Source organism: Motilimonas sp. E26, from assembly GCF_021278025.1.
Classification (GTDB): Bacteria; Pseudomonadota; Gammaproteobacteria; order Enterobacterales; family CBDFNC01; genus Motilimonas.
Window position 1 is genome coordinate 155,508 of record NZ_JAIBHJ010000001.1, and the last position, 24,282, is coordinate 179,789.

The following is a 24,282-nucleotide window of genomic DNA, read 5'->3' on the forward strand; positions in this document are numbered from 1 at the left end:
CCTGCGTGGCAGTGAACATGAAGAAGTTGGAGAAATGTTTGCTGCAACTTTTCTAAGCTGCCTGCGTGGCAGTGAACATGAAGAAGTTGGAGAAATGTTTGCTGCAACTTTTCTAAGCTGCCTGCGTGGCAGTGAACTTGGCTGTTATACTTCGCCCAAATCCGGAAGCTTTCTAAGCTGCCTGCGTGGCAGTGAACCTTTTACTTCTGATGGAGCTGGTTCCGCCGCTTTTCTAAGCTGCCTGCGTGGCAGTGAACTTGTGAAAATAACTGTCCTGAAAACACACGAGGTTTCTAAGCTGCCTGCGTGGCAGTGAACTGTAAACAAAAATCAAACAAAGGGGCGGTTATTTTCTAAGCTGCCTGCGTGGCAGTGAACTTGAATAGATACGAACTAGCCGAGCGGTATCGTTTCTAAGCTGCCTGCGTGGCAGTGAACGTCATTGAATACCGTATCACTGGCACACTTGATTTCTAAGCTGCCTGCGTGGCAGTGAACTTTTAGCTGGTCGATTAAAACGCCCTCCATTATTTCTAAGCTGCCTGCGTGGCAGTGAACCACGCTTTAATGAAAGAAGGTTCACAGTCAGATTTCTAAGCTGCCTGCGTGGCAGTGAACGCTCTATGTTATCCGATATAACTCCCGTTGCTTTTCTAAGCTGCCTGCGTGGCAGTGAACTTTCGTATGTACGAAAGAATGAGGGGGTTAGGTTTCTAAGCTGCCTGCGTGGCAGTGAACCGGTGCATCGGTGACACGCTACAGCGGTGAAGTTTCTAAGCTGCCTGCGTGGCAGTGAACTTGACGGCTTTATGACTGGGGCTGTTCTCTACTTTCTAAGCTGCCTGCGTGGCAGTGAACTTTTGAATGCGCATGGTTTGAGCGAAACATAGTTTCTAAGCTGCCTGCGTGGCAGTGAACTTCACTCTCTTTGGTCTGTTTCTGAGCGTTTATTTCTAAGCTGCCTGCGTGGCAGTGAACAAGCAGATCCTGCGTGGGTGCCTGACGAGTACTTTCTAAGCTGCCTGCGTGGCAGTGAACGATAGAGTCTAATTACATGGTTGGCGCACACTTTTCTAAGCTGCCTGCGTGGCAGTGAACGAAATTATAGATGGAGTTTGTAGCACTCCAGATTTCTAAGCTGCCTGCGTGGCAGTGAACACGCAAGCTCATTCGCTAAAAATAACCCATGGTTTCTAAGCTGCCTGCGTGGCAGTGAACATCATTGATAAGCCCGTTGATTTGACTTGGCATTTCTAAGCTGCCTGCGTGGCAGTGAACTTTAACGTACTGCTTCATATTTGAACCTATGCTTTCTAAGCTGCCTGCGTGGCAGTGAACATTGTGTGTCTGCTCGTTTAGAGCTGTCTGTATTTCTAAGCTGCCTGCGTGGCAGTGAACATGGGGGCTTTTTTTGACCCATTTGCCCCATGTTTCTAAGCTGCCTGCGTGGCAGTGAACAACCAGAACAAGGAATACCGCCACCCGTTGAATTTCTAAGCTGCCTGCGTGGCAGTGAACTTTGAAATGTTCTCTGATTTTCTCGATTGTATTTTCTAAGCTGCCTGCGTGGCAGTGAACTACACCGATACGTTAATGATTTGATGGATAGTTTTCTAAGCTGCCTGCGTGGCAGTGAACCAGTAAGTAGATAAATCATGATTTGTCCTTTGTTTCTAAGCTGCCTGCGTGGCAGTGAACTATGAGTGGTTCAACTACTTTACTTCCCAACATTTCTAAGCTGCCTGCGTGGCAGTGAACAGCACTGTTTCAATCGCTTCATAGCGCTGGTATTTCTAAGCTGCCTGCGTGGCAGTGAACACATAGAATATCAGGCAAAAAATAAGTTACAACAGGCAATTAGGTAAGAATATCTATTTTTACCTAATTTTTTAGTACTGTTGTAACTTATTGTTTTAATTTCTAATTTTTAAAGAGCAAAAATAAAGGTTAAAACTGGGGTATACTTGCCAGCTTTTCTTTATTGCAGTGATTTACACTTAAACCATAACAATTAAACGTACCAAGTTGCTGCTCAGTAATTTCTACCTTTTTGATAAACAGTGGAAACTTTCTACTATTAGCTGCATCACGTAGTTTTGTTTCTTGGCTTTCTAACCAAATAAAAGGTAATGAGTTATCTGCTTTAGGTCTGGTTTTTTCAAGTTCAGCTAAGCAGGCATCAAGCGGTTGCCCTGATTTTTCAGCCCAACGTTGTGCTTTACTTAACATATCTTTTTCTATCCGCGCTTCACCTTTAACTTGTTGGCGAACAAATGCAACGTGAGTGGCATTGTCGGGCACTGCTTTAACTGACTTAATATGCACGTAGTCTTCTAAACGATTTAACCATTTTGAAATGTTGAGTTGAGTGAACTGCGATTCCTCATTTGCCAGTAACCTTAATTGATTACCGAGTGGAAATGCATGCTCACTACTTTTTTCAGTACTATAACGTGGAAAACTCACCGCAATTGCCGATTCGTTTTCGGCTACTTTATTATCAACAAGTGCAATATGCACTTGTTGGTAAACCTTTTGCCAGAGAAAGCCGAGAGTAATGTCCGCTTCTGGTAGTAAAGTTATGTCGAGATAATATTTCATTTTCTTTTTACCTATATGAAGTAAAAGACTATTTATCGCTTTCGCCAAAAACACCACCACGCACCAAAATTGCCATAACATAATGCTCGTCTTCTATACGATCTAATTTTGTACCACGTGCCCATTGGTCAAAGAAGGTGTAAAAATCTTGTTTGTCTTTTGGGGTTCTATACGCTTTGCCTAAATTAGTTACTGCTCCATAAGGTTCTATTGCAATTGGACCAGCGGTTTTCTCACTATCGTCAAATTCTGGATACCAAGTATCGATACTGCGTAGTGCATTCCCTACTTTTTGCGAATGCATAGCGGCAATTCCTTGGTTATCGTATAAAATCTTACTTTTTTTACCCTTGCCTTTATCTAGCACTAATTCTTCACTTGGGTAAACTTCTTGCGCCTTGCCAATTTGTACAAAACAATTAACTTCTAACATTAAAAAATCATCATCGCTTGATAATGCCGCAGCAATACGCTCGCCTAACTCGATAACTTGCTTATCTTCATTATCAAAATGGCGCGTACTAAATTGTGTTGCATCAAACACCCAAGACTGTTTGTTGTCTTTATTAAGCGCATTCACTTGTACTTCTATGTTTTCAGCGCCAACACGGTTGCGCCATAAAAAACGAGCATTAGCCAAATTCAATGCATAGCGTTTACCTAACTCTTTAAAACCCTCTCTACCGATGTAATCATGCACTGCGTTACTGTAACTTTGTTTAAATAGTGCATTGTTACACGCGGAAGGTTGATGAACACCACCAAGTACTTTTAATGTAAAATGTAGCTTTAAAGTATCTTGCTCAGGCGCAAGTGCGCAGCTATCGACCGTTTGTAAGTTGGCTTTTTCGACCTCCGCATTTAACTTTACTGGATCACTTTTAATCGCCGCTTTTAAGCGATTTGAAATAGTACCGCGCACCGACTTTTCAATGAGTTTTAGCGCTATTTGGCTAGCGCCATTATTTCGTTCTTCCCATTGGGTGCCATACATATAGCCGTCTGACGGTACTAATTTCTTTTCAAATGCCAATACTGATGCGGTGTCTTGATTTTTAGCCATGATAATTTTCCTTTAATAAATTAAGTTATGCGTAATAAGCGTCTTCAATTTCTTGTTCGGTTTGAATAATTTTTTGAGTTTGAGCACAAAAATATAAGTTATTGGTTTGATCTGTTTGATAACGCCAGAATATTTCATCAATTGATTTAATACTGTGTGGCATTTTAAATTCCCCAAGCGTTACTACACTTTCAGCAAAGCGGTGCGGGGTGTTTGGATCACGTTGGTTTTTAGCTTCACCTAGCTCTGTTAAACCATGAAACCCTGTCGCAATAGGCACAAGCCAACCTTTATTTTTCCGTTTACTTGTCCATATCACTTTTTCTTCATTCATTTCATCTGCTACTTTTTCACAGTGATGATGAATAACGAGATTATCTAATAAAGCATCCATTGCATCTTGCCCCGCTGCCATTGCCTCAACCATTAAGTCTCGGCGTTCAATAATGGCGTAACCGGGCATAAGCTTTCGTGTTAATGCACTAAGATCGGCTGTATTTCCATTTTCAACTTTGAAAAATTGTGGTGCTTTAAAGCTTAAAATATCGCCCCCCGCCATTTTCATCTTACTGTTAAGTAAATGGGTTATTTTTCCTTGTAAAACTTGTTCCTCATCTTTTTCTACTCCGGAGCATTCAAGCACTAATGACACATCTAAATGACAGCGTGCTTCTTCGATAAAAGCACTTCTCGCCCCAGTTTTATCTAATGGATTACCAGTGCCGATAATTGAGTGAACAAAATCATCTGCACCTTTATGGGTTTGTAAATCACATTGGTGACTAATTACGGCAGTACTATTAAATTGAATATCGATATAGCCTTGCGCATTTAACTTACGCTGTAACGCATGCACCGCACCAAGCCATGCTGTCATAGCAGGAAAACCAATTGTAAACGGGCTAGAAAGTGCATTTGCGTTATGTACTTTTATATGGGGTAATAATAACAATCGCTTTATGTTGTTCATTTCAAAAACTCCCTGTTACGTTCAATCACTTCTGCAAAGTGCAAACGCTCAGCATCACCTAATTTGATGGCTTTTTTATCTAGCACCTTTTCATAACTACGTGTTAACCATGCGGATATTTCTGTGATGAGTGAATTTAACCATTGTTCTGACTTTTCTCTTTCACCAGCGTAATCATTATGTAGCCAAGTCAGTTGCACGCTTGACAGTGAAGACGTATCAGCATGGAATTGTGCTTGTGAAACAGCACGCACAGACCACATTTTTTCAATGAGTAAATCGATTATTTGCTGAAGGTTACGGTCTCTCGCATTACGAAGTTTGATATTGTTATAGTCAGTCTGAAATAGTTTATGCAATGCTTTGAAATTATCGGCGTATTCATATTTTTTAAATGACTCGGTAAAAAAATCACTTTTCGGAAAATGTATACTGCGTTTTTCAATACTCGGTGGTAACGATGATAAAAGGTGTGCTTTACCGCCATTTTGATTATTCAAAACACTAATATTTTGCGGTTTAGTTCCACCGTACCCTATTGTGGTTAAGCCATAGATCTCACTGAAATCCTGCTCACTAAATTCATTTTTACGCTTTTTATCACGACGTTCTTTTACTTCGTCTGAAAAACGTAATTTATCTAAACGAGAACGCAATTGATAAACCATGCCTGAATTCGTCAATAGTGATAATTGGTGGTAGCCACCATCAACGGGAAAGTAAACCTGTTTGATTTTAGAGCTGGTTATGCTTTCTGATGCACTTTCAATCATAGCTAAAAAGCCATTTCTCAGCTCTTGATAATTAGTCGACCGAATAGTTAATAATGTTTGAGCTAATTCTGTTTCTTGCTGAATGTGAGTCAGTAAATCCACACCATCTTGCATAGACAAGCTTAAAAATTTATAGACATCTAATGCAGCAGCATTACCTAACGCATCTATCGTTACAACCACATTACCCGTTTTTAAAAAGCCATCTTCCGCTCTGTCTATATCAGCTAAAACAGACGACACATAACCGTTTTTATTTTTTCGGGCACTTGGGTGACTAAAAGTACATGGGTGAGTAGATATAGATATTTGGCCCGCTCTTTTTGCAGCATTAGGTAGCCACTCATCTGATGAAAATAACTTTTCACACGACAATTCCAATTCTTTTATTTCATGCAGTTGCATTCCTGCTTTTACATTCTTTTTTAACCATGCTTCTTTTCGCTCAGAAAAGTAATTTTCTATTGCGGGATCTAGCATTACTGACCTCCTTTGCTATTTACTTTAACCAGACCAAACTGGTCGTTATATTCGTATTGAGCATTTTCACGTTCTACCATATTTATTTCTCCGTAACGTAATGACACCCGCTTAGGTGTAACCAACCACGGCTCACTGAGGTACTTGGTTAACAAGTTTTTATAATTACGTTCAAACCATAAATTTTGTCGTTGTTGTTCTGTTAATTCTATTTTCTTGATGTTTAGCATCGTTTCTCGATTAATCACTTGATCATTAATATCTAGCAAAGCCTTACCCTTTTCGTCTTTTTCAGTGAAGTAGCATTGGTCTGTATTTTCGTTATAAAACAAAAATAAGTTAATACTCGGCTCACTGTTTCTAAACGGTGCTAATACTTGTGGTAATGCCGTTAAATACCATGTTTCATTTAAATAACCCTGCATGGTATTTGCGCCAAAAGCTGAAAAATTTGTCAGTTGCGTTGCAGTAACTTGATGCTCAATAAACGCTAATAATTGCTTATCTTCTTGGGTTGGTATTTTTATACGTGGAATGGCATTTAATCTTTCGCTAATGGACTGTTCGTTTACTAATTTAGTAAGATCATGATGATGTAACTTCTTATCCCAACCATCTTCATAGCCAGGTCTAATAAAATACTTTTCATCTGGTTTATCATTTGCTTGAAAAGCTTTGAAGTTATATTGCATTAATCCAATATTTGGGAGTTGTGTTTCCTCTGTCCTATGGCGACGCACACGCCCAGCTAATTGCACAATTGAGCGATAAGATGAGGGTTCTATAATTGCCCAATCAAAATCATGGTCACGCCCTACTTCTTCTACAGGCGTTGCGACTAAAATAAAAATAATGTTTTTTATTTTAGTCGCCTTTTGGCTAGCAAAATCTAAATGTTGACGAATAACAGAGTCTGAAAATGCTTGCTGTGGTTCGCCAGCTTGCTCTTTACGTTTTAACACTGCATCTAAGTGTTTTTCTTGTTCATGTCGAAGTAATAATACTTGCTGACTATGGTAAGCCATGACTTTTACTTGAATATCTTCAGGGTAATCAGTTTGTAAAAGATGTTTAGTGAGCTCAATACAGGGCGTAATGTTAGCAACACGTACCACCCCAAAAGACACATTTATTTGTGTTTTTGGATCAACACTATGATGTTGTTCATGTTTTGTTAAAATGGCTCGTTTAATGGTTGAAAAATAAGTCGTTTGCTTTGTTTCTGTCGTTAATTGGCTGTTCAAATCTAAATGACAAGTCACTATTTCAGCCTTATGCTTTACAAGCTGTTTAATTAAATTACCACCTCGCTTATTAATAAATTGATTATGACTTTCTTGATATTGCTCGCGTGCAATTTCACTTTTTTGTGTGTTTACACTGCACACTTGCGTTATGAATTCATCTATCCAAGCACAGCCAATTTCAGCTTTTGCATCATCGCGGCTTTTAGCAAAAATTTGCCAACCCTTTTTGTAAGCATTGAAATAACCAAGCGCTAGAGCAGGGGGAATTGTTGCCGATGAGATCATAACTTTTCTACCTAGCATGCCCGCTAAATGAATCAGCCGCCCGATAGCGATTAAATCACTCCCAGTAAAATCGTCTATTTCATCAATTACCAAGTCTGACGACATTAACCGTAAACTAGGTAAAATATAGCGCCCTCCTCGTTTGGTTTCTGTTGCCGCCATTAAATGATCAATGGTGCATGCCAGTACTGGCGCATATAAAAACTGTTTATCTTTAGTGTTTGTTAATACCGTACTTAGCCCTTCTTCTGGTATTTCACAGTCATAATCAATGAATTCCTCTAGTAAGCGTTCTTTAGATTCGGAACCAAATATTTCTTCGCTTATTTCATCTTGTTTAAGCTCACGTTGATTATGCAGCTCAGCGACAGCTCTTGAACCAATTAATACAGCTAAGTCCGCTTTTGTTAAACCAATTCTATCGCGATATTCATCACCTGTTTGCAACGTTAATGTTCTTAAACCGAGAGCAAGAATATAACGTAAACTTTTACCGTCAGCCGATAACGCACGCATTACTTTTGCGTTGGCAAATGTTTTTCCGCAGCCAGTACTTGCCATGTTCACCGCAAAAAAACCTGTAATTCTTTTATCTTGCTGTGTTTTCCATTCATTAATTTTGGCTACGGCTTTGTCTTGCCATTTGAATGCTGTGGGACTTGCTTTTCTTAGTACTTGAATGTCAGTTGAAACTGGAGGCTCTTTTTCAAATGCAGGTAATAAATGCGCGGTATTAAGCGCATTTTTTGCGACACCAACTAAGTGTTCATCAAGTTTTTGCTTTAACTCATTGGTATCCCGATCCGTATTAGCGAATAACCCTGTGTTATCTTGCCAGTTTTTGGCGGCATCTTGTGATGAATAATAGTGATCACCTAACATTAAACATAAACGCGCATGGTGTAACACTAAACGATAACTACCGTCTTTCATCGCAGCTTCAAGTAAAGGTAAGTTGTTTATTAGGCTAGTTGCCCAACGTTTTACTTGTTTGCACCATTCTTTCGATTCAGATAACAAGCCATTAGGGAACTCAAAACAATGTTTAACACGTTTATTGTATTCTCTAGGATCAATTTTGTTTTCATAGCCCCATTCTTGAGTTATGCGCTTCAGCATTGAAGATAAATCAGGTGATTTTTCATCACGCCAGTCACTTTTTATATAGGGCAAGCGGTGATGCGAGACTATTAACCAAGCCAATAGTTTAGCTGCATTGGGCAACATATCTAATGGTGTTAAATTTTGTACTTTAACACTTTGTTTTAATTCGCCTTCACTTAAGCCATTGTCTATCAAATCATTTAACCACATCACATCCATTTTATTGTTTACCAATGAACTCAGTAATAGAACGGAGATCCATTCGTGCCTTAACGGATCACCTTTAAATTTATTTTTACTATTAGGGTTTAACTTCTCTTGAAATAAGCAAGACGCTTTTCCCCAGTCATGAAACAACGCTGAAAGTGCAGTAAGTGACTTAATTAAGGGTAGGTATTTCCAATCATTTTCTATTTCACTGTTTAACAAGTTTCTTCTTGTACTATTAACCGGCACTAGGCCCTCACAATTAAATTTACTTTTATTACCAACCACCCACAAAAACTGGCTTCTTGAACGACTTCTGATCCAGTGGCAACTGACGGCACTGCTTTTGCTGGCTGTTTGACGGAGCATTTTTTTAACGGTCAGTAGGCCGTCTTCAGTGATTAATGTTTGCCATGTGTTATCACCTATACGATTGGCGAAGGCGTCGAGTACACGGCGGGTTTTCTTTAAGGCTTTTTTTTCGCATTGTGAAACGAACGTAACCATCATAGAGGCATTGCTCCTATTGCATAAATCTCGCCACGTACTTCTACACCTATAAAAGGTTTCAATAACGGAAAATAATGTGATTCAATTTGCCAGTAAGGATCCATTTCTTTCAGGGTGAAAATAGCCATGCTGCCTTGCTCGACTTTTGCATGCTTACTACAAAGCCAGAGGTCTGCTGATGGGTCATTGCTTAGCAGTAACATTGCATCTAATAGATATTGCTTACCTTCGAGCTTTAACTTACCCGCCCACATACAAGACGAAGGCAGTTGATAGATTTCTGCAAGCTTAATTGAGTGGCTAGGCATGCAATAACTGGTCATAGGTTTTGTGCTTTAATGTCTGAATTTGGATAATCTTGCAAAGCAATGTTTTTGACTGTTTCAAACATAAAGTCGAGCGCTTTGTGATCGGTAAAGGCTTGCAATACCTGCTGGCGAAACTCTTGTTCAGTTGCGTTTTCTTTGGCACAAATAAACGCCCAAGGCAGGACGATGGCGTCTTTAATTAAATCAGCAACATCAAACACCAAAGCGCCTCTTCTGGTTTTACCGTGCATTACTGCGAAACCATGAGGAATGCCCAGTACCCATAAGCAACTTGCGGCTAGGCCGTAGGCTAAATAATTGCCATGATTAAGAAAATCATTCGCTAGATCTGTACTTTGGTGTTGGCGAGTAAAATGAGTAGTATTGGTATTGTTCGCCGCGTATTTGTATAACACTTTGGTTAGTTGCGCTTCAGTAAGCAGTAAATCAGATTGTTTGGTAGCGGCATCTGTTCGGGTATGGAATGTATCTAACGCGCTTTGTATCTGTTTACTATTAAAGTCGAACCCTTCAGCTTTTAAGTCACGATCTTTTTGCCACACACTTTGTAAGTAACTTATGCGAGCTTGCTGAAATGTCTTTGCAGCTTCCAGCCGCTTTTCATCGTCAAACCAAAACTGCAACCAGCCGTGTAAATATTCTGTTGGCCGATACTCACTTTGTGGTGTAAACCATTCTACTTCACATCCCATGTATAACGGCGTTCCACCGCCACCCGAAAAGCCTACTAATACGCCTGCTTGTGCCAACATTCTCATGGCCGCTTGAGTAATTGATGTACCATTACCTAGTAATAAAACTGTGGTGTTCGCTATGGGAATATTAAAGTATTGGTTTTCATTTTTGGCTTCAGTTAAGTAAAGAACACGGCCATCTTTTTGCATCACCCGGCAGTATTCGAGGTAATAAATATTGGCCCGCTTTGAGTGCAAAATTGCTTTTAAATCACTCGGACTGAAATTATCCATTACTTACCACTCCCACTGTTTAATGATTTGCCTGCAAGCAGGTTCAACAACGATTTGTTGTACTAGCGGATCTTGATGAATGCTATTAAGGCGGTATAGCTGCAATGCATAATTTACTAACGCTTTACGCAGTGGAACGATTAATTTGGCCTGACTCATGCCATAGTCGGTAGCGATAATATGCTGCTGCTCTGGTGTTAAGCGCGGATCAGGAATGATCACTAATTGAGTAGATTCATTCCATAAGCTATCACTTTCGATGGTTTTGGACGCGTGGCCTTCGACATCAGCCACACTGCGAAAACGGCTTAATACAAAATCACTAAAGCGCTTGCTTTGTTCACACCATGCTCTCACGTGCCAGCGCATGCCAGTGAAAACGAGAGTATGCGGGCAAATTAGGCGGCCATCGGTGTTTTCTGGTTGCTGTAACGAGGCATAGTCCACCTCAATACATTCTTGGTTTCGACAAGCTTTAACCAAGCGTTGCAGCATACTAGGCTCAATATTTCTTAATGGTGGCGCAAGGCACTCAATATTGGGCACAACTATATTTAAGCGCTCAAACGTAACGCTTAGTTCTTCATTTTGACGGATCAGATTAAGATATTCCGAGGCTGTGCCTTGGGTTAGTTTCGGTTGAAAAGTATTGCTCGGGCAGTAGCCTTTTTGATTGGCGTCATAAACTAGGTTTGAATGGCTAACTTGCTCTATGTAGGTGTTAATGATCTTTGAAGCTTGTTGACGTCCAATGCCAAATGCCATTTGCAGGTGGTTGGTAATCAAGCGACCTTCCCATAAAGTAATTATTTCGATAAAACGAAACCGAGTGAGTAAGTCAAATTTATAAGGCCAATCGTTTACATGGTTATTCATAAGTCTCCATCACAAGGTGATTGTTATATTTTTTTCAGCGTATAAACCGAACAATATTCACGGTAAGCTTTTCCCATTCTGTTGTCGATTATGTATAAATACACATGTCGCTTTTTCGAGCAGGTAATTGATGTGTATCATGAAAGCATTCCTACCATTCCCTCAGCTGCTGCATTTCCCTTAGCCTTCCCCGTTGCAGCAATAGCGCTTCAAATAGATCATCCACAGAGCTGTTATTGGCATTTAAGCCGGGTAAGGCAATGTTGGCTTCGGCAAAAAAACGTTGTTGGCTGGCGATATCGTTGCCATCAAGCCAAGCATCGCGCCACCAATGGGTAATGCGCAATTTGGCGGCTTTCATTTTTGGCTCTGTCGGCAGGCGATCGCTTTTCTCACCATTTGCTTTGACATCGGTGGGTAATAGGTTCCATAAATCATTATTGGGCCAGCGAGCAAACGGCATGCAGTGATCGATGGCGTATTGGTGTTTTAAGCTTTTGTTGGTCCATACGCAGTTATGAGTATTTCCTTGGCTTTGTTTGAGGGCGTCAAAGCGGCTGCGCACCTCGCTAGTATTGCGCTTTGTTTCTAACCAATTAAGGGCGTTGTATAACACATACTGTTGCGCTGGCGTGTGGTATGCCTGATTACCCGCATAGCTCGCCATGGTTTTCACCCATTCTGAAATTAACACAGGCTCAATCCAGCAAGCGTAGCGGCTGAAAGCTAACCATAAGTGTTCCGGCAGCGAAAATTCGCCCCATTGATTGAGTGTGGTAAGGTCTAAAAACAAGCTGTCAGTGGCTCGTACGCTTTTGCTGTTAACTTCAAACACGCCTTCATCGCTGTTTGGATAAGTAATAAAACGGCAAGGCATGGTTTTAATATTGCTGGCGCTGGCAGATAAAACCTTGTGCATGGCAATGGCGGTTGCGCCTGTGAACAGGTTACCGATGCGGTAGTCCGAACTCTGTAAATGAGTGAGTTTATGCCAGCCATCTTGTTTCATAAAGCCCATGTTGGGGTTGTGGCCGGGGCGCTGAAACAGTTGATGTTTGTCGATTAAGTCTTTGTATTGATGCGCCCAGTATAAGGCGACTAATCCCATGGGTAAGATCACGCGATTGTCTTCACGGCGCAGCACTGCGCCGGGGTGACCGTCGGCAATGCGCAATAACACTCGCATCAGGGCAAGTTTATGGGTGGCCGATTTGCCATCGTTAAGTGCGACATGACGGATAAATGGAAACGCACCTGTACCATCGTCAGGTAGTTGTAATACGACTGTTTGCCATGCCACGCTTTCGCGGCCAATCACGTCTTGGCCTTTATCAGTCACTAGCAATGTGGTTAAACCAAAACGTGTGGCTAATTGCGTGAGTTGATCGCTGCACACGTCAAACATGTTGCGCGCGTCGCCACTGGGGCCATGGCGCAATGAGATCACAAGTTTACCACCGGGTTTAAGTAAGTTGGCTAACTTGCGCAACGAGCGCTCACGTTGCGACTGCGGAATGTGCATCCACACGGCACTGAGTAAAATAAGATCAAAGCTGATTTCTTGCTTAGTGACGGCGTGAAGGTCGGGCAAGGAGTCTTGTAACCAATTAACGTTGAGGCCAAGGGTATGTTGTTTGCCTAGTTCTGCTAGGGTTAATGCTGGCTCAATGGCGGTTATTTGTACGCCATTGGCAGCACCTTGTTGGGCAAGGTATTTACTGTCACGCCCTGCCCCCGCACCAAGATCTAAAATACGCGCATTGGCTTTGTTTAATACAGGAGTTAAATGGGTCAGCCACGGCTGGTGCACCTGTTCAAATGTTTTTGAAAGATACACTTGCGCGAGTTGCTCTGCGTGTTGATTGTAAAAGTCGACAGACATTAGTTAACCTTAGCGTTAAGACTGATAAAGCTTGCGTTTGTGGTTGCTATAAAATCAATCATAACGCTATCAGATAGTATCATTTGATTTTTATAATCCTATTCTAATCATCTGATTTTTAGAGCAATGTCTGATTTAGTTCCAAAAATATACATTGATGTCGTTATTTGCCGGCGGCGCTTACCATTCGCGGTTTAAAACCCACTGCTACGGGTATGTTGAATACGGAGAAGGTTGGTTATGGCGCACAAGTTATCGCAGCATAAATCACAGATAAATGCTGCTTCTACGCTTACTGGCGGCCTAAGCTTATTTGCCATAACACTGGTGTTAACTGCTCAACCATAAACGCTTTACCAAGTAGCTGTTTAATCACTGCTATGTTGGTCAAAGTATGTAAGCTTGGCTTAGTGGTGGTAAAACGGCCACTGCCTGCTAGGGCTATCGGCAACAAAAGTTGATCTGCCAAGTATTCCTCAACCGCTGCTTGCGATTGGATAAATTTTCGTACCCGCCCTGCCGTTCGCTTTGCCACTCGTTCAGCTGATACGCCATATTCGCCCACTCTTTCAAATAGGTTTGTGTGCGTGTCAGCGCGAATGCTCAATTGTAAGCTGTTGCCCGGACCGGGTGATGAAACCTGCTTAACTCGGCTTGTTGCTTGCTGCCAATTAAGCAGTTTTTGCGCGGTCTCAACTTCGCGTTGGCCGATGCTGTCGGGTAATTGACTAAGTAACGCCCTAATGCCGCAGTTTTCCTGTGTTACTGCAAAGTCAGCCCCTGCTTGGCTTAGCTCAATATGCGCCAACTGTAAGCTTGGCTTAATGTTTAGTTGCCATTTACCGCCACCAGCAGGGTAAAAACCATAACCATGTTCAGTCACCTGACAAACCACGCCCATGTGTTGCAAAATGGGTAAGTAAGCATGTTGCAAAAAACACAATGACGGTGATAAACCGTTGTGGGTGCCACCCGAAAACGTTACGTTTGACTCACCCGTAGCCAACGCTAAGGCAGGTAAAACCGTTTGACACACTAATACTGTGCTGCCTGCGGTGCCAATCGCAAACTGATAGTTACCCGCCTTTACGTTACCCGGTGCAAACCGAATGCGCGTTGAGCCCAGCTCAACGCCATCGGTTACGGCGCCACATATTTGTTGTGCCGCTAACACGCAAGTTAAATGCTGGCGTAATAAACCCGGTTTTTTACGCCCTGCGCGAATGTTAATTATCTCAATGTTTTGCTGCGTTAACATGGCTAGGGTAAGGGCACTGCGCAGCACTTGGCCGCCCCCTTCTCCTTGGGCCCCATCAATAATTAAATAGTGCATATTATTAACCTGTCTCACCTGTTAACCTTTTACGCAAACAATTTGCTTTAATGTGTATACCACTTCTACTAAGTCTTTTTGTGCTTCCATTACTTTTTCAATGTCCTTGTAGGCATGAGGAATTTCATCTATCACCGACGCATCTTTACGACACTCTACGCCTTGGGTTGCCGCAATTTGATCGTCTATGTTGTAAACCTTTTTCGCTTGGGTACGTGACATCACTCGTCCAGCGCCATGGCTACAACTGTTAAAGCTTTCAGGATTACCTAAGCCTCGCACAATAAAGGAGCGCGCGCCCATGCTACCTGGAATAATGCCTAATTCTCCTTTTTCTGCTCGTACCGCACCTTTACGCGTAACAAAGCAGTCCTTACCAAAGTGGTGCTCACGTGAGATGTAGTTATGATGGCAGTTCACCGCAAGCTCTGCCGTTGAAAAAGCCACAGGTATCTGCTTTTTAAGGGCGTTAATGGCATTGAACATCATAATTTCTCGGTTTTTCGCGGCAAAGTCTTGTGCCCATTCTACGGCTTCAACGTAATCATCAAAATAATCGCTGCCTTCTTCTAAATAAGCTAAGTCCATATCTGGTAAGTTAATTTGATGGCGCTGCATTTCTTTTTTTGCTAATTCAATAAAGTAGGTGCCAATGCGGTTACCCACTCCACGACTACCGGAATGTAACATGATCCAGACGGCGTCGTGCTCGTCTAAGCACAGCTCTAAAAAGTGATTACCCGTTCCCATCGTGCCAAGATGCTTAACATTGTTTGAGTTTTTTATGGCTGGGTGTTTTTCACAAATGCGGTCAAATCGAGTTTGCAATTTCATCCATTCTGCAGCCACTAGATCTGGGATATTATGCCATGCTCCGCGATCAGCACGACCACGCCCTGTGGTGCGACCATGAGGAACGGCAGATTCAAATCCATGACGGATAGCAGCTAAGTTATCCGGTAATTGACTGGCGGTTAACGTGGTTTTGGTTGCAACCATTCCACAGCCAATATCCACCCCAACGGCGGCGGGGATCACGGCATTAACAGACGGGATCACGCTGCCAATTGTTGCGCCTTTACCTAAATGCACATCTGGCATTACCGCTATGTGTGAATGCACTAAAGGCATACTGGCAATGTTATTTAACTGTTGTTGGGCTTGCGCTTCAAATGGCACGCCTTTGGTCCAAGCTTTAATGGTGGCGCGGTTTGGATGTTCGATCTCATTGTAATTTTTACACATATTTTTTTGTCCTTATGATGTTGATGAAAGCGTTATTCTCTGCTGTTTGTGGCTTATCCTAGCCAAGCTTCACTGTGCCTTTCATTAGTTCTTCTATGCCGCCATAAACGTTGAGGTTGTTGATTTTTTCTGCCACTTTTTCAAGCGCTTCTAATTCTTTCAAGCGCAATAATGTTGGGTTGTTTTCCATCACTTTTGCGGTGTTATGTAAGCTGCGGGTAGCCGATGTTTCTTCACGGCGTTTAATCACATTGGCTTCTGCTGCTTTTTGCGCTTCAACAACCTGATTTAATATGGCCTTCATCTCGCCGGGTAAAATAATGTCTTTCACGCCAACGCTCAGTAAACTCACACCAATTTCGTTTATCTGAGTTGTTACCAGCGCTTTAACGGTTTCATTGATGTATAACTTGTCCAATAAAATGTCATCAAGTGACTGGGTTCCAACCGCTTCGCGCAGCGCCAATTGCAACGTTTTATAAATAAAATCATTCACATTTTCGACGCTACTGGCGGCGCGCTCAACGTCGTTAATTTTGATACTGGCGCTTAAGTTAATTCGTAAGCTAACGCGGTCTTTACTTAAGATTTCTTGTCCCGAAATATCGAGTAACTGCGCTCGGCAATCATAAGTTTTAAGCTCAACATTATGATTAAACTGCCAGAAACCATAGCGTCCTGCAGCTAATTGGTTCATTAACTGGCCATTGATATACAACAAGCCAATGTGGTCTTGAGCAACTTGAAACTCTGCAATGGGCTGTGTTGCCTTATTGTGTTCACTGCGGATCAAACGATTTGCTTGATTGGCACCGGCGCGATTAATTGCGCGCAGCAATGACTCATTCACCGCTATGTTTTCATCTAAACTTACCTTTTCGACGCGAAAATCTGCAGCATCTCGCCATAGGATCATTTGCTCACCAGGTGCTACTACGCCATGTAATAACCCGTTGGCATAAAATAGGCCCACTTCATTTTCGCTTAATTGCCACTGCTCTAAGTGCTGAGCCAAGATTGGATATAGCTTAAGCAAACGCTCTGCGTTAGGCGCAGAAAAGATAAAATCACTTAGCTCAAAGCTGGTAAAGTCCAATTCATTTTTGATATCCCAGAATTGATATTTACCGGTTGTTAATACATCCACTAACTGCTGGTTTTTAAACATCAATACGCGTTGGTTATCAGCAACTTTGATGATTTTTTTGATCCCTTTTAACATTTTATTTCCTTTCACTTTTTCTTTTATATTGTTTTGTTAGCCAGTGTGACGACTTAGTAGATAAGGGCTACACCTTGCACAGTGTTGGGGAGCATCCAGCTTGCCAACACTGATTCTTGTTAAGCGTTTATCAACCATTGGTCGCCTCTGCTGGCTAACCTGGGTACGACTTAATTGTTTTGATTAGGCGGGACTCGAACCCGCAACAAACGAAGTAAAGTTCGTTGCTCTACCATTGAGCTACTTGGTTGGTTGGCATACACAGTCACAATGTTCAGTGCACCGGCGTGATAGATGAATCACAGCCCTTAACCAGACATTGAGATAATTGCAACGGGAATGCCAGAAACGAAAAAAAGAGAAAATTAATTTTTAAGCAACTGTTTTATAATGATAAATAATTATATGAGATATTATTTCTTATTTTGATGCGCTTCATGAAAAACTAAAAAAATATCTTTTTGGATAGGTCTTTATCTATTTGGATTGTGTATTATGAGCCTGAATGTACATTTTACGTTGGATAAGATTGAGGTGTTTGTGAATAAGCCCACCGTTATTGTCAGCTTAGTTGGCACACAGCTAGATTTTGTTGGTAAGCGCATTGACCGCTGGTCACGTTGGCGACCAAATGTAAGCTTATGTAGTCAAGAAGATTTGTTAGTCAGTGAGCTGCATTTAATTCACGATAATCACAGTAAACGCCTTGCAACTAGTGTCAGCGCAGACATCACCTTAGTCTCACCTGAAACCAAGGTGAATTTACACGCCATTAATTTTGCCAATCCGTGGGATTTTGAAGAGGTATATGCCAAGTTATTTGATTGGTGCCAACAACAAGTATTTGATACCGATAAGTTTGATTATTTGTTCCATATCACCACGGGCACCCATGTGGTGCAGATTTGCAGCTATTTGCTGACCGAAAGCCGCCATTTCCCTGGCCGTTTGATCCAAAGCTCGCCGGATCATAACAACAGCAACAAGTCGGTCGGCCGAGTACAAATCATTGATTTAGACTTATCCAAGTATGATCAATTAGCCACTCGCTTTGATGTTGAACATCAGGCTGGCAGCGCCTTTCTTAAAGGCGGCATAGCCACCAAAAATACTAGCTTTAACCATTTGATTAACCAAATCGAAAAGGTAGCAATTCGCTCACTGGATCCAATATTACTGACTGGTCCAACCGGTGCAGGTAAAAGCCAACTAGCAACGCGCATTTATCAATTAAAACGTAAGCGCGCGATGTTAAAAGGCCCGCTGGTATCGGTTAACTGCGCCACGCTAAAAGGGGATAATGCGATGGCCGCATTATTTGGTCACACCAAAGGGGCGTTTACTGGTGCGCAAAAGCCCCGTGATGGTTTTTTACTTTCAGCTCATCATGGTGTTTTGTTCCTTGATGAAATTGGTGAGTTAGGGCTAGAAGAGCAAGCGATGTTATTACATGCCATTGAGAGTAAAACCTTTCACCCTGTTGGCAGTGACACTCCAATACAAAGCGACTTTCAGTTAATCGCGGGCACTAATCGCGACCTAAAAGCTGAAATAGCAAATGGCCACTTTAGGGAAGACTTGTTGGCGCGAATTAATTTATGGACCTACGCCCTGCCCGCCTTGAAAGAAAGAAAGGAAGATATTCCGGCCAATATAGATTATGAATTAGAGTTGTTTAGCCAAAAAAATGGTCGCCGAGTGCAGTTTAATAAAGAAGCTAAACGCGCATTTATTGAATTTTCTATGTCACCAAAGGCTTATTGGACCGGCAATTTTCGTGATTTAAGCTCGGCGATCACCCGGTTATGCACATTAGCTGACAGCTCGCGCATTACAGTAGCAGATGTTGAGGATGAAATTAGTCGGTTACAACAAAGCTGGGGGGAGCCCGTGCCGCTTGGCTTGCAAAGCAATGTACTTGAATGTTTAGCTGACGTTTTGTCTGCTGAGCAAATGGCTACCCTTGATCAGTTTGATTTGCACCAGCTTGGCTTTGTGCTACAGACCAGCCAGCGTCACCCTACTCTTGCTTCCGCTGGGCGCGAGTTGTTTGATAAAAGTCGGCTGTTAAAATCTCAAGCTAATGACTCAAGTCGATTGCAGAAATACTTGGCTAAATTTGGTTTAAAGTGGGCCGATCTGGGCCATTAATTTTGCCTTGCTAAGTTCTATTTATTCGAACATATCATTAGATATTTGGCGTTATTATTTCACTTAACCGCACGATAAACTGGCTTTATTGAATAACGATACCCAATAACTTTGCTGTTTCGCCCCGATGTGGTCGGTTAAGGAGTTGTATTATGATCACAGTGAGAAAAGCCAGTAACCGCGGTCGTGGCGATTATGGCTGGCTTAAAACCCGTTACTCTTTTTCGTTTGCTAACTATTATGACCCGCGCCATATGGGGGTGTCGTCACTGCGAGTGATTAATGATGATGTGATTGCGCCCGGCGCAGGCTTTGATACCCACGGCCATCGCGATATGGAAATAATCACTTATGTTACCTCTGGCACCATTGCCCATAAAGACAGTATGGGCAATGTGACTGAGCTGCCAGCTGGCGAGTTTCAGCTTATGTCGGCGGGCAGTGGTATTCGCCACAGTGAGTATAATGCCTCAGATACGGACGGCTTAACCTTACTGCAAATTTGGATTGAGCCGAATAAATTTGGTGGCCAGCCAAGTTATCAGCAAAAAGCGTTTGGCCGTCGCCAAGGCTTACATGCGGTGATCACGCCTGATGGCAGTAATGAAACCCTTAAGATTAAGCAGGATGCACGTTTGCTGCATTTGTTACTTGAGCCACAGTCAGCAGATAGCTTACTACTCCCACCTGATCGCGTGGTGTATGTGCAGTTATTGTCAGGCTTGCTCACGGTGAACGACGAGCCGCTAACCCCCGGCGATGGCGCGCGCCTTGATAACTTAACCAATATTCATTTTATTAGCGGGAATAAACAAGCCGTTGAGGCTTTGGTGTTTGACTTGCCCGCCTAGGACCTGTTTTAAACATAAGGCTACAAGGGGTAAGGTTAGTTACCCCTTTCAGGCTGAAAATTTTAGTCTTTTTGCCTGATTTCGCGATTCAAAACAAGACTTCTCAAGCGCTTAACAGTAACATTGTCTCAGTTGTTTCAGGTGGATAGCTTTTTCAAGGCTGACCACTTGTTTGTGTTACTACCATGGACTTGGCCCTTGAATAATTCGTCTGTATTGCTGCCCTCTTTTTCTTTTGATAGCCATTGGTATGGCGGTTTTTTCGGCAACAAAATTATCCGTTTGGTATTTTGTGATAAAGGGTTAACCGTCCAAGATAAGCTGATCCCTTGGCAGCAGATCACTGCGCCATTAAGCCTGATCCATGGCACCTTGTTTGATACTTTATGTGTCGAGCAAGGTGACGATACGTTATATATTCCTTGGTTAGCTAAGCGCACGTTTAGCCAGGTTTTTCGTCAAGGTATACAGCATTGGGCCAATTATCACCGCGGCCATTTAATTAATCACGGCAAAGTCTGTGCGGCTTTATTCAAACAAGGCTATTTGCGCCGCCATGACACCCTTACAGCCGTTGCGCAGGCTCAAGCTATTTTAGCGCCTCTGACACAGCCTGAGCGTGATGATCCCCATCAACCGGTACGCCATTTTGTGTTGCTACCTGCATTGCTTGATGATGCCGGTAACCATGCCCTTAAGTTACTTCAAGTTATCGCAGGCTGGAGCGAAGATGATTTGGCTCAGCACCAGCAAACTTTTATCGATCAGCAAAAAATGTTGCATCGTCATTATTTTAATACCGTAGAAAGCAATCCCCTCACGCCACTTCAACAAGATGCGTGTGTGATCAACGAGCGCAGTAACTTAGTTTTAGCCGGCGCGGGAACCGGTAAAACCAGCACCATGGTGGGCCGCGCAGGCTACTTAGTTACCAGTGGCCAGGCGCAAAGCGAACAAATTTTACTGTTAGCATTTGGCCGCAAAGCCGCCGATGAAATGGATCAACGCTTGGCAATGTGTTTGCCTGAACAAACCATTAAGTGCAGCACGTTTCATTCACTGGGGCTGGCGATCATTGCCCAAGTAGAAGGTGAAAAACCTGCTTTGTCGGCGTTTGTGGAAGACAGCACGGCAAAACAAACTTGGCTAATCGAGCAATTTGAACACTTGTTAACGCAGCACGAATATCGTCAACAGGTATGTGATTATTTTGCCGAGCACAGTGTGCCTTGGGTAACGCCGTTTGATTTTGACCAAGCAGGTGATTACTTAAGCTTTATGCAAAAACAAGATATAAGAAGCTTAAAAGGCGAAACCATAGTTGGCCAAGGTGATTTGTTAATTGCCAATTGGTTGTTTCAACAAGGGGTGGAATACGAGTATCAAGCCAGCCCGAATACTGGCCAGCAAGCTTTGATGTCGCCTGCACGTATTTATTTACCCGAGCATCAAATTACGTTGATTAATTGGCTACTGGATGAGCATGATTCTCCGCCTGAGTATCTTGATAAACTTGAATACTTAACTGACAAACAGCGTATAAGCCAACAAACCTTTAAACTTATTTCTCACTACTGTTGCGATCTGCAAAAAGAGAACTTTTTTGATAACTTATCGCAGCAACTCACCGCTCAAGGGGTTATTTTAAAACCCTTGTCGCAGCAAGCCTTGTTTGAGCATTATACCCATGTCGGACTGGTCGATAATTTAGCTGAGCAGTTAAGTCAAATGCTGAGTATTTATAAAGCCTGCTGGCTTGAGCAGTCACAGTTAAACCTACGTTTGGCGGGCCATGATCATCAAGACCAAGTGCGCGCAGCAGTAAACCTATTGCAGCCTCTATTAATGGCCTATCAAAGTTATTTAGCCAGCCGCAACGAAATTGATTTTGATGACATGATTGGCCGTGCCATTAACTATGTGACTGAGGGTCGTTTTGTATCACCTTGGCAGCATATTTTAGTGGATGAGTTTCAAGATATTTCCGAGCCGCGAGCACGCTTATTAAAAGCGCTGCGCGATCTGCATCCACAGGGCTCGTTGTTTTGTGTCGGTGATGATTGGCAAGCCATATATCGTTTTGCTGGCGCAGACGTAAATTTAACCACGCGCTTTGCCAATTATTTTGGCGACAGCGCGATCACCTCGCTGGATAAAACCTTTCGTTTTAATAATAGTATTGCGCAAGTAAGTAGCGATTTCGTTTGCCAAAACCCTGCGCAAATTAAGAAACAACTGGTGACTCACGCCTTAGTGAATGAACCGGCCATTTCCCTGCGCAGCGCAAGCCCAATTGCATTACATGAGGTATTTGAGCAAATTCAGCAACAAAGCCAAGGCAAAGGGAATGCCAGCGTGCTTATTTTAGCGCGCTACCATCACTTATTACCTCAAGCTGGTGCACTCGAGCAGCTTAAGCGCGATTTTTCGCCCCTTGCTATTCGTGCCATGAGTATTCATGCCAGTAAAGGGATGGCAGCTGACTATGTCATTGTGGTGGGCTTAGAGCAGGGCTCGGCAGGTTTTCCGGCCACTAAGAGCACGCCGATATTATTAGATGCGATGTTGCCAAAAGCGGAAACTTTTAATGATGCCGAGGAGCGTCGTTTGTTTTATGTGGCTCTCACACGCGCCAAACATAAGGTGTTTTTGCTGGCAAATATGCAGCGCCCTAGCCCCTTTGTGGTTGAATTGTTAGAGCAAGATTACGACGTATGCACTGAGCACCTCAGTGCCGCACCTGTTACGCCGCTCGCACTGCAAAGCCATCCTTGTCCTACTTGTGGTACGGGGGTGTTGCAAGCTAAACAAGGACCATTTGGTGAGTTTTTCGGCTGTAGTCACTTTCCATTTTGTAGTCACAGCCAAAAGAGTCTAGATATATCGTAAATAAACGGAAACAGGGCTAGTTTCATTAGCCCTGCCTCATTAAAAACTCCATCACTTGGTCCATGTCTAATTCAAAATCATCGGGCCGTACGCCTTTGATAATAAAGTCATCCTCTTCACTTAAATCCATCGCTTTAGATGGCTTATAATCATGCTGCTGCATGCTGAAGAAGGGCCTGACTTTCGGGCAAATAGGATCCTTTGGATTGCTGCTTTCGACAATTGCAAGTTGGTTCGAGTTTAATTCTACTAAGGTACCTACGGGGTAAACCCCCATGCACTTTATAAAGCTATCGACTAGCTCGGCATCGAGATCTTCGTCCTGCGCCATGCGGCGCAATATATTAAATGCCTTGATATGGGCGAAACCATCCTTATAAACCCGGTTTGCCGTGAGTGCATCAAAGATGTCGCAAATAGCGATCATTCTGCCGTACTTAGATATATTTTGGCCACGCACTTTATACGGATAACCTGTACCATTTATTTTTTCATGGTGCAGCGCTGCCACTTCTAAACTGAGCTTACTGATATTTGGCGTTCGCTCAATCACATGTATTGAGTGATTAACATGGGTTTTCATGATGGTAAATTCGTTATCAGTAAGCTTGCCCGGTTTATTTAAAATAGCATCGGGCACCATAATTTTACCCACGTCGTGTAAAAATGCGCCAATAGCCAGCTGGTGAATAATGTTTCGTTCTAGTTTTAAAAATTTGGCGAAAATGGCAATTAACACCGACACTGAAACCGAATGCTCAAGCAGGTATTGATCTTTTTTACGAATATTAATTACGCTGGCCAGGGCATCAGAGTTTTGAAAAATCTCATCAATAACTTTGTTGGTCGCTTCCATCACTGGCGCTAAATCTAATTCACGACCACTTTGCGCATCGTGAAATATTTTCTTTTGTAGCTGTTTTGACTCTTTAAAAATTTCAGTGGCACGCGTCATCCGCTTAATGAAGCCAGCCTGTGATTTTTCGCCTGCGCTGTCTGGATTTTGTACTTCCGGTTCATCATCGTCTATTGCTGTAGGATAACGCGTTTTACTGGTGTCGATCATCACACTAACTACGCCTTTATTGTGCAATGTGGCAACTGTACGCGGCGTTTCTACATAGCAAGCATGGGTAATTTTATAATTTTTGGCTTGCTCAATAATATCGACTATGTAGTGACCTATTTCTAGCTCAGATAGCTTTTTTTCAACGAGCATGGCTCACTCCAAATTAAGTGCGTTTGAACGGCTGGTTTAACGATTGCTACGATTAGCTATATTATGGCGTTTTTTTA

At 42.5% G+C, this 24,282-nt stretch carries 16 protein-coding genes and 1 CRISPR repeat array; of the genes, 3 read left to right on the forward strand and 13 right to left on the reverse strand.

Going from position 1 to position 24,282, the window contains the following annotated elements; all coding sequences use genetic code 11:
- Positions 1-49: 49 nt before the first annotated feature.
- A CRISPR array of direct repeats spans positions 50-1,818; the repeat unit is 28 nt; unit sequence TTTCTAAGCTGCCTGCGTGGCAGTGAAC.
- A gap of 129 nt (positions 1,819-1,947) precedes the next feature.
- The 12 genes from cas6f to K1M91_RS00685 form a co-directional block, all read right to left on the reverse strand.
- Positions 1,948-2,601, reverse strand: coding sequence for a type I-F CRISPR-associated endoribonuclease Cas6/Csy4 (cas6f, locus tag K1M91_RS00630; protein WP_232799620.1), 654 nt, complete (start codon positions 2,599-2,601; stop codon positions 1,948-1,950).
- Positions 2,602-2,629: 28 nt separating this feature from the next.
- Entirely contained in the window at positions 2,630-3,664 is a 1,035-nt protein-coding gene (gene csy3 / locus K1M91_RS00635) for a type I-F CRISPR-associated protein Csy3 (RefSeq protein WP_232799621.1), read from the reverse strand.
- Positions 3,665-3,689: 25 nt separating this feature from the next.
- Entirely contained in the window at positions 3,690-4,616 is a 927-nt protein-coding gene (csy2, locus tag K1M91_RS00640) for a type I-F CRISPR-associated protein Csy2 (protein WP_348983254.1), read from the reverse strand.
- Positions 4,617-4,630: 14 nt separating this feature from the next.
- Positions 4,631-5,887 (reverse strand): type I-F CRISPR-associated protein Csy1, encoded by a 1,257-nt coding sequence (csy1, locus tag K1M91_RS00645; protein WP_232799623.1) that lies wholly within the window; start codon positions 5,885-5,887, stop codon positions 4,631-4,633.
- A complete protein-coding gene (cas3f, locus tag K1M91_RS00650) occupies positions 5,887-9,240 on the reverse strand; it encodes a type I-F CRISPR-associated helicase Cas3f (protein ID WP_232799624.1) in 3,354 nt (1,117 codons plus the stop codon). Before cas3f ends, csy1 begins: the two co-directional genes overlap by 1 nt.
- On the reverse strand, positions 9,237-9,563 hold the full coding sequence (locus K1M91_RS00655; protein ID WP_232799625.1) for a hypothetical protein: 327 nt from the start codon (positions 9,561-9,563) through the stop codon (positions 9,237-9,239). The genes cas3f and K1M91_RS00655 overlap by 4 nt, the downstream gene beginning before the upstream one ends.
- On the reverse strand, positions 9,560-10,537 hold the full coding sequence (cas1f, locus tag K1M91_RS00660; RefSeq protein ID WP_232799626.1) for a type I-F CRISPR-associated endonuclease Cas1f: 978 nt from the start codon (positions 10,535-10,537) through the stop codon (positions 9,560-9,562). The genes K1M91_RS00655 and cas1f overlap by 4 nt, the downstream gene beginning before the upstream one ends.
- A 3-nt stretch (positions 10,538-10,540) precedes the next feature.
- The gene (locus K1M91_RS00665; protein WP_232799627.1) at positions 10,541-11,413 is read right to left on the reverse strand and encodes a WYL domain-containing protein; all 873 of its coding nucleotides are present in this window, start codon (positions 11,411-11,413) and stop codon (positions 10,541-10,543) included.
- Positions 11,414-11,564: 151 nt separating this feature from the next.
- Positions 11,565-13,295, reverse strand: a complete 1,731-nt coding sequence (locus tag K1M91_RS00670) for a class I SAM-dependent methyltransferase (protein ID WP_232799628.1) — start codon at positions 13,293-13,295, stop codon at positions 11,565-11,567.
- A 292-nt stretch (positions 13,296-13,587) separates the two neighbouring features.
- On the reverse strand, positions 13,588-14,628 hold the full coding sequence (gene rtcA, locus K1M91_RS00675) for an RNA 3'-terminal phosphate cyclase (RefSeq protein ID WP_232799629.1): 1,041 nt from the start codon (positions 14,626-14,628) through the stop codon (positions 13,588-13,590).
- A gap of 21 nt (positions 14,629-14,649) precedes the next feature.
- Positions 14,650-15,873, reverse strand: a complete 1,224-nt coding sequence (locus tag K1M91_RS00680) for an RtcB family protein (protein ID WP_232799630.1) — start codon at positions 15,871-15,873, stop codon at positions 14,650-14,652.
- Between the two features lie 58 nt (positions 15,874-15,931).
- Complete coding sequence (locus K1M91_RS00685; RefSeq protein WP_232799631.1) at positions 15,932-17,095, reverse strand: slipin family protein; 1,164 nt, start codon at positions 17,093-17,095, stop codon at positions 15,932-15,934.
- 495 nt (positions 17,096-17,590) lie between these two features.
- Here K1M91_RS00685 and rtcR point away from each other — a divergent pair, with 495 nt between their 5' ends.
- From rtcR to K1M91_RS00700, 3 genes are all read left to right on the forward strand, one after another.
- On the forward strand, positions 17,591-19,246 hold the full coding sequence (gene rtcR, locus K1M91_RS00690) for an RNA repair transcriptional activator RtcR (RefSeq protein ID WP_232799632.1): 1,656 nt from the start codon (positions 17,591-17,593) through the stop codon (positions 19,244-19,246).
- A gap of 152 nt (positions 19,247-19,398) precedes the next feature.
- On the forward strand, positions 19,399-20,097 hold the full coding sequence (locus tag K1M91_RS00695) for a pirin family protein (RefSeq protein ID WP_232799633.1): 699 nt from the start codon (positions 19,399-19,401) through the stop codon (positions 20,095-20,097).
- A 198-nt stretch (positions 20,098-20,295) separates the two neighbouring features.
- Positions 20,296-22,986, forward strand: a complete 2,691-nt coding sequence (locus K1M91_RS00700; RefSeq protein ID WP_232799634.1) for a UvrD-helicase domain-containing protein — start codon at positions 20,296-20,298, stop codon at positions 22,984-22,986.
- A gap of 25 nt (positions 22,987-23,011) precedes the next feature.
- On the opposite strand, the gene K1M91_RS00705 is transcribed toward K1M91_RS00700, so the two are convergent.
- Positions 23,012-24,205, reverse strand: coding sequence for an HD-GYP domain-containing protein (locus K1M91_RS00705; RefSeq protein WP_232799635.1), 1,194 nt, complete (start codon positions 24,203-24,205; stop codon positions 23,012-23,014).
- Between the last annotated feature and the right edge of the window lie 77 nt (positions 24,206-24,282).

Coding starts and splice junctions, on each gene's coding strand:
- cas3f (WP_232799624.1), bottom strand. CDS start 9,240: ATGATGGTTACGTTCGTTTCACAATGCGAAAAAAAAGCCTTAAAGAAA.
- K1M91_RS00670 (WP_232799628.1), bottom strand. CDS start 13,295: ATGTCTGTCGACTTTTACAATCAACACGCAGAGCAACTCGCGCAAGTG.
- csy1 (WP_232799623.1), bottom strand. CDS start 5,887: ATGCTAGATCCCGCAATAGAAAATTACTTTTCTGAGCGAAAAGAAGCA.
- K1M91_RS00695 (WP_232799633.1), top strand. CDS start 19,399: ATGATCACAGTGAGAAAAGCCAGTAACCGCGGTCGTGGCGATTATGGC.
- K1M91_RS00685 (WP_232799631.1), bottom strand. CDS start 17,095: ATGTTAAAAGGGATCAAAAAAATCATCAAAGTTGCTGATAACCAACGC.
- K1M91_RS00655 (WP_232799625.1), bottom strand. CDS start 9,563: ATGACCAGTTATTGCATGCCTAGCCACTCAATTAAGCTTGCAGAAATC.
- K1M91_RS00705 (WP_232799635.1), bottom strand. CDS start 24,205: ATGCTCGTTGAAAAAAAGCTATCTGAGCTAGAAATAGGTCACTACATA.
- csy3 (WP_232799621.1), bottom strand. CDS start 3,664: ATGGCTAAAAATCAAGACACCGCATCAGTATTGGCATTTGAAAAGAAA.
- rtcR (WP_232799632.1), top strand. CDS start 17,591: ATGAGCCTGAATGTACATTTTACGTTGGATAAGATTGAGGTGTTTGTG.
- K1M91_RS00680 (WP_232799630.1), bottom strand. CDS start 15,873: ATGTGTAAAAATTACAATGAGATCGAACATCCAAACCGCGCCACCATT.
- cas1f (WP_232799626.1), bottom strand. CDS start 10,537: ATGGATAATTTCAGTCCGAGTGATTTAAAAGCAATTTTGCACTCAAAG.
- cas6f (WP_232799620.1), bottom strand. CDS start 2,601: ATGAAATATTATCTCGACATAACTTTACTACCAGAAGCGGACATTACT.
- rtcA (WP_232799629.1), bottom strand. CDS start 14,628: ATGCACTATTTAATTATTGATGGGGCCCAAGGAGAAGGGGGCGGCCAA.
- K1M91_RS00665 (WP_232799627.1), bottom strand. CDS start 11,413: ATGAATAACCATGTAAACGATTGGCCTTATAAATTTGACTTACTCACT.